The following is a 3,773-nucleotide window of genomic DNA, read 5'->3' as shown; positions in this document are numbered from 1 at the left end:
ACCCGCAGCCTCGTCTTTTTCCGCCTCGGTCATCGGAGATAGTGTCCATCATCGATAGTGGACACGATCCCCGCGCCACGCGCACGACTATCGCCGCCGTCAGCCCCAATCGCCAGACGGCCCTCGGCGGAGGCTTACGGTGTGATAAACGATACACCTGGACTAAATGTGCTCTTTTCAGCAATGGTTAATGTAAGTACGACCTGGACCCCCCATGTTTTTAGCCAGTCCAGCTCGTGTTTGTTCACGTCGCCTCGATTCTCCCGACCAAACACCAATTTTTGCAATGCATCCTTCAGGTCGCACCGAACACGCTTTGAGATCTCAAAAACCATCCGAGTGGCGGCGCCGTGATCTCCTTCCCAAGGCTCTTGGTAATCAGGAGTGTGCAGCCCGCATCCTACCAGTGAAATCGCCGTTGTCGTCGCTAACAGCTTCTGCGTCGTGCTGAACATCATTCTCTTTACTCTCTAGGACTGAAATCAGATTAAAGATAGTTAATACGTGATATTGGTTCCGTCTGTGACCGAAAGGCAACAGTTCTCGATAAAACGGAAGTCGAAGACGGAAAGAGTGGTCAAAACACCAGACGATCAAAATCCGCAGCGCATGAGCATTGCCCTTGAGGGCAGTATTCTGCAGTGCGCGAATAGCAACCTGCTTCCCTGGAATGACGGAGACGCTGTCGCCTTCTCAGATAGAGACGCCGCGCCGGGCTTCTTTCAGGACCAATTCCAGTATCGGTTGCGGCTCGAGCCGGGGGAAGAGCTCGAAAGCTATCTTGCCGCGCGTGAACAGTCCTTGATGGCGTCGTCCACGAGCGCCACGGGCTTGACGGTCTGGTGCATCGCCAAGGCCGCGGAGCGATCCGAGCTGAGACGGCTGATTCTTGGATAGTCCCAGATGTTGGTGCGGCATCGCCAGATCTGTCTGAGTTCGAATTATTGGCGGGCGGAGGCGTCCCGACCTTGAAGACTAAAATCAACTCATGCTTGGAACGATAGAGGCCGCCCATCCCACCAATGGTCTTGTTCCAGACGCAGAGGCGACCGCACATCCTTGCAGACCGAGGCGGCGTCGCCGAGATAGTCCCACGAGATCGCCGCTCCAATCGAATAGGCGTAAGCAAGCGGCGCTTTCTTGCAAATGGCGTTCCTGATTTGCCAGCTGTTCGAAGCCATAACAGCTTATCAAATGCCGAGCGAGGCGCAGAAAACGTCAAAACGCATTCCTCGCACACGAGGGCTTAAACCAATATGGATTCCTGTGCGTTGTACGCTAAAGCAGGACTGCCCAGAACGGTAGAAGACTGGCGGGCCAGAGGAGAAGACAAAGGCGTATATGAGCGACATCTACGAAGACCTGCTTAATCGCCATCGCTGGGTTCGCGTCATGGCCGACTATTCTTGCGATGGGGTGTGGGACATCGAGGGAAATTCCTGTGGGGCCGAGGATTTGCCGATTTCTCCCGCGCTCGTCGAGCGCCTTCGCCGCTGGCAGGCGCACTATGAGGCGATTGAGGATGCGGTCGAAGAAGAAAACCGGCTCCCCCGAGAAAGCGACTGGACGAATTTTTCCGCCGAAGGCCTCGCCATTGCTCGCGTGGTCAAGGCCGAATTGCCCGGCTGGACGGTGTTCTACTTCGATGAGGCCAAGGCGTGCGTCGTTCCCTTGGACGGGAAGCGCCGGCTACGGAGCACCTTTGAATACGAAATTCTGCTCGACGACGAATCTTGCGACTAAGAAAACATTTTTTCCTCGGAGAGCGCCAAAGAAATGTCGCCGCTCTTTGAAAAAATTCGTCGCACTGTAGCGCCGCTTACCTTCAATAAGATGCGCGAGTGCTATCTGATCATGCGAACTAATATCATGACGACGCGACTCTATCAGATCTCCAGAGAAACGAATCTCTTCAATTTTCTTCAGCCTCATTGGCGCTCTTGAACCCTTCGACGATCCCCCGAGCGATTTCGAGCCTGGGGAATATTTTGCCGCGCGGGACATTAAGGCCAGCGGCGCTCCATGCTGCGCGGGTCGATTTAAGGAGTGTGCGCTTCGGGATGTTCTGAAAATACATAAGCCTGGTCGCAAAGTCGGTATCGCTTAGTTGGAGCCGCTTCGGCAGCGTCCCGTTAAGGAGCGCCACGAATATTGTCGCAGCTTCGGCGCATCGGAGTCCTGCTTCTATATTTTCTGGCAAAGCGCAGCGCTCGTTGACGGCAATTTGCATAATGAAGGCGTTCATCAGTTTGATGCGCTCTTCCATATCTTTGAGTTCCGCTTCATTCGTCGGCCCTGTGAAGAGTGGCGGCTTCCCATATCGGATGATGATGTCGTCTGGATGTGGAAGATGCAGCGGCGGCGCGGCGCCCTTTGATTCGGCTTCCTTGATTTCTTCACGGCATTGCCGCTGATAGGCCTCCCAAAATTCATTCTCAGCTTTGATCTCGATCGCCTTCTCTCGTTCGATCCGCTCATGTAACAAGGTCGATGTTCTCAGCGCATGAGGGTTGCCTTTGAGGCCCGCATTCTGCAACGCGCGAATAAGAGCCTGTTTGGCTGGAATGACAGAGACGCTATCGCCCTCACGGATCGTGACGCCGCGCTCGCCCTCTTTCAGGATCAATTCCTGTATGGGCTGTGGCTCAATCCGGGGATGAAACGGAGAGCTTGAAGTTTTCTTCGGCCTTCCTTTTGGATTGCCTGATTGCCTTTTTTGGAAACGCGTTGATTTTGGCACGGTTGAAATCGGCTCCCCAAATAGGAGCGCGCCTTTCAAACGGTCCACCATTTCGTCGGAAAACAAGCGATCCGACTGCTCAGAGGGATCCTCTGTGGAAGATTTGTCGGCGCGACGCTTTGTCATGAGTCATCATTCTCCGGCAAGGAGAGGTTTATCATTTGGGGGGTCGTCGGGACGCGATCGGTCTCAGTCGACGAGCGCTCCACGCTTCCGGCCCTGTCGATCTCGCCTCGTTCGAGACGCCATGCCCGCCTTTCCTGCCGATCGCACGGTCGGCAATCGCTCGGCTGCAATGTCTTCGAAGCGTCGGGTCGTTTCGGCGTGGACGGCCGTCTTGCCGGTCAGTTTCTCCCAGCGAGAAACGATGACGTCGCAATAGACAGGGTCAAATTCGATGAGCTTCGCCCGTCGTCCGCATGTCTCCGCCGCAATCAGGGTCGAGCCGGAGCCCCCGAAGATGTCTAGGTCGATCTCCCCGCGCCGAGAGCAATCCTTGATGGCGTCGGCCACGAGCGCCACTGGCTTGACCGTTGGATGCATCGACAAAGCCTCGGAACGATCCGATCCAAGACTGCTCACGCCGGGGTAGTCCCACACATTCGTGCGGTAACGCCCCGTCTCGCCGAGACCAAAGTTGTTGGTGTGGGGAGCTGTCCCGACTTTGTAGACGAAGATCAGTTCGTGTTTGGAACGGTAGAAGCTGCCCATGCCCCCATTGGTCTTGTTCCAGATGCAGAGGTTCTTGAATTCGGTGAAGGCGGCTTCGCCTGCTTCCGTCATTTCGCGGATGTGCCGCCAGTCCATGCAGGCGAACGCGATCGCCCCGTCCTTGCATACTGAAGCCGCGTTGGAGAGGGTTATGGTCAGGAACTCGGTGAAAGCCTCGCGAGACATCTCGCCCGAGGCCATGGCGAATTCCCGGTGGCTGTGGCGTCCGAGCCCGGTGACATTGCCGTCGATCTCGACATTGTAGGGCGGATCCGTGAAGATCAGATCGGCTTTCTCTGCGCCAAGCAGACGGGAGTAATCA

The 3,773-nt window shown here is 55.8% G+C and carries 5 protein-coding genes; 2 read left to right on the top strand and 3 right to left on the bottom strand.

Features of this window, described 5'->3' with window-relative positions; genetic code table 11:
• Window positions 1-134: 134 nt before the first annotated feature.
• The gene (locus ACR65W_RS08050; RefSeq protein ID WP_434498921.1) at window positions 135-458 is read right to left on the bottom strand and encodes a hypothetical protein; all 324 of its coding nucleotides are present in this window, start codon (window positions 456-458) and stop codon (window positions 135-137) included.
• Window positions 459-609: 151 nt separating this feature from the next.
• On the opposite strand from ACR65W_RS08050, the gene ACR65W_RS08045 reads away from it, so the two are divergent.
• Both ACR65W_RS08045 and ACR65W_RS08040 read left to right on the top strand, forming a co-directional pair.
• Window positions 610-897 (top strand): hypothetical protein, encoded by a 288-nt coding sequence (locus tag ACR65W_RS08045; RefSeq protein WP_434498920.1) that lies wholly within the window; start codon window positions 610-612, stop codon window positions 895-897.
• A gap of 444 nt (window positions 898-1,341) precedes the next feature.
• A complete protein-coding gene (locus ACR65W_RS08040) occupies window positions 1,342-1,743 on the top strand; it encodes a hypothetical protein (protein ID WP_434498919.1) in 402 nt (133 codons plus the stop codon).
• A 169-nt stretch (window positions 1,744-1,912) separates the two neighbouring features.
• Here ACR65W_RS08040 and ACR65W_RS08035 read toward each other — a convergent pair whose 3' ends face one another.
• Together ACR65W_RS08035 and ACR65W_RS08030 are read right to left on the bottom strand one after the other, a co-directional pair.
• Window positions 1,913-2,866 carry a DUF5681 domain-containing protein gene (locus tag ACR65W_RS08035; RefSeq protein WP_434498918.1) on the bottom strand — a complete coding sequence of 318 codons (954 nt, stop codon included), beginning with the start codon at window positions 2,864-2,866 and terminating at the stop codon, window positions 1,913-1,915.
• A 63-nt stretch (window positions 2,867-2,929) separates the two neighbouring features.
• Window positions 2,930-3,773: DNA-methyltransferase (locus ACR65W_RS08030; RefSeq protein ID WP_434502504.1), on the bottom strand; the 844-nt coding region annotated here is incomplete at its 5' end.

The sequence above is a fragment of the Methylocystis sp. genome (genome assembly GCF_051062815.1).
In the GTDB taxonomy this organism is placed as follows: domain Bacteria; phylum Pseudomonadota; class Alphaproteobacteria; order Rhizobiales; family Beijerinckiaceae; genus Methylocystis.
The sequence above is the reverse complement of the archived record's forward strand: the minus strand, read 5'-3'. Positions and strand labels throughout refer to the sequence as shown.

Excerpts from the sequence above, each read along its gene's own strand:
- ACR65W_RS08045 (WP_434498920.1), top strand. The coding sequence starts at position 610 with ATGAGCATTGCCCTTGAGGGCAGTATTCTGCAGTGCGCGAATAGCAAC.
- ACR65W_RS08035 (WP_434498918.1), bottom strand. The coding sequence starts at position 2,866 with ATGACAAAGCGTCGCGCCGACAAATCTTCCACAGAGGATCCCTCTGAG.
- ACR65W_RS08040 (WP_434498919.1), top strand. The coding sequence starts at position 1,342 with ATGAGCGACATCTACGAAGACCTGCTTAATCGCCATCGCTGGGTTCGC.
- ACR65W_RS08050 (WP_434498921.1), bottom strand. The coding sequence starts at position 458 with ATGATGTTCAGCACGACGCAGAAGCTGTTAGCGACGACAACGGCGATT.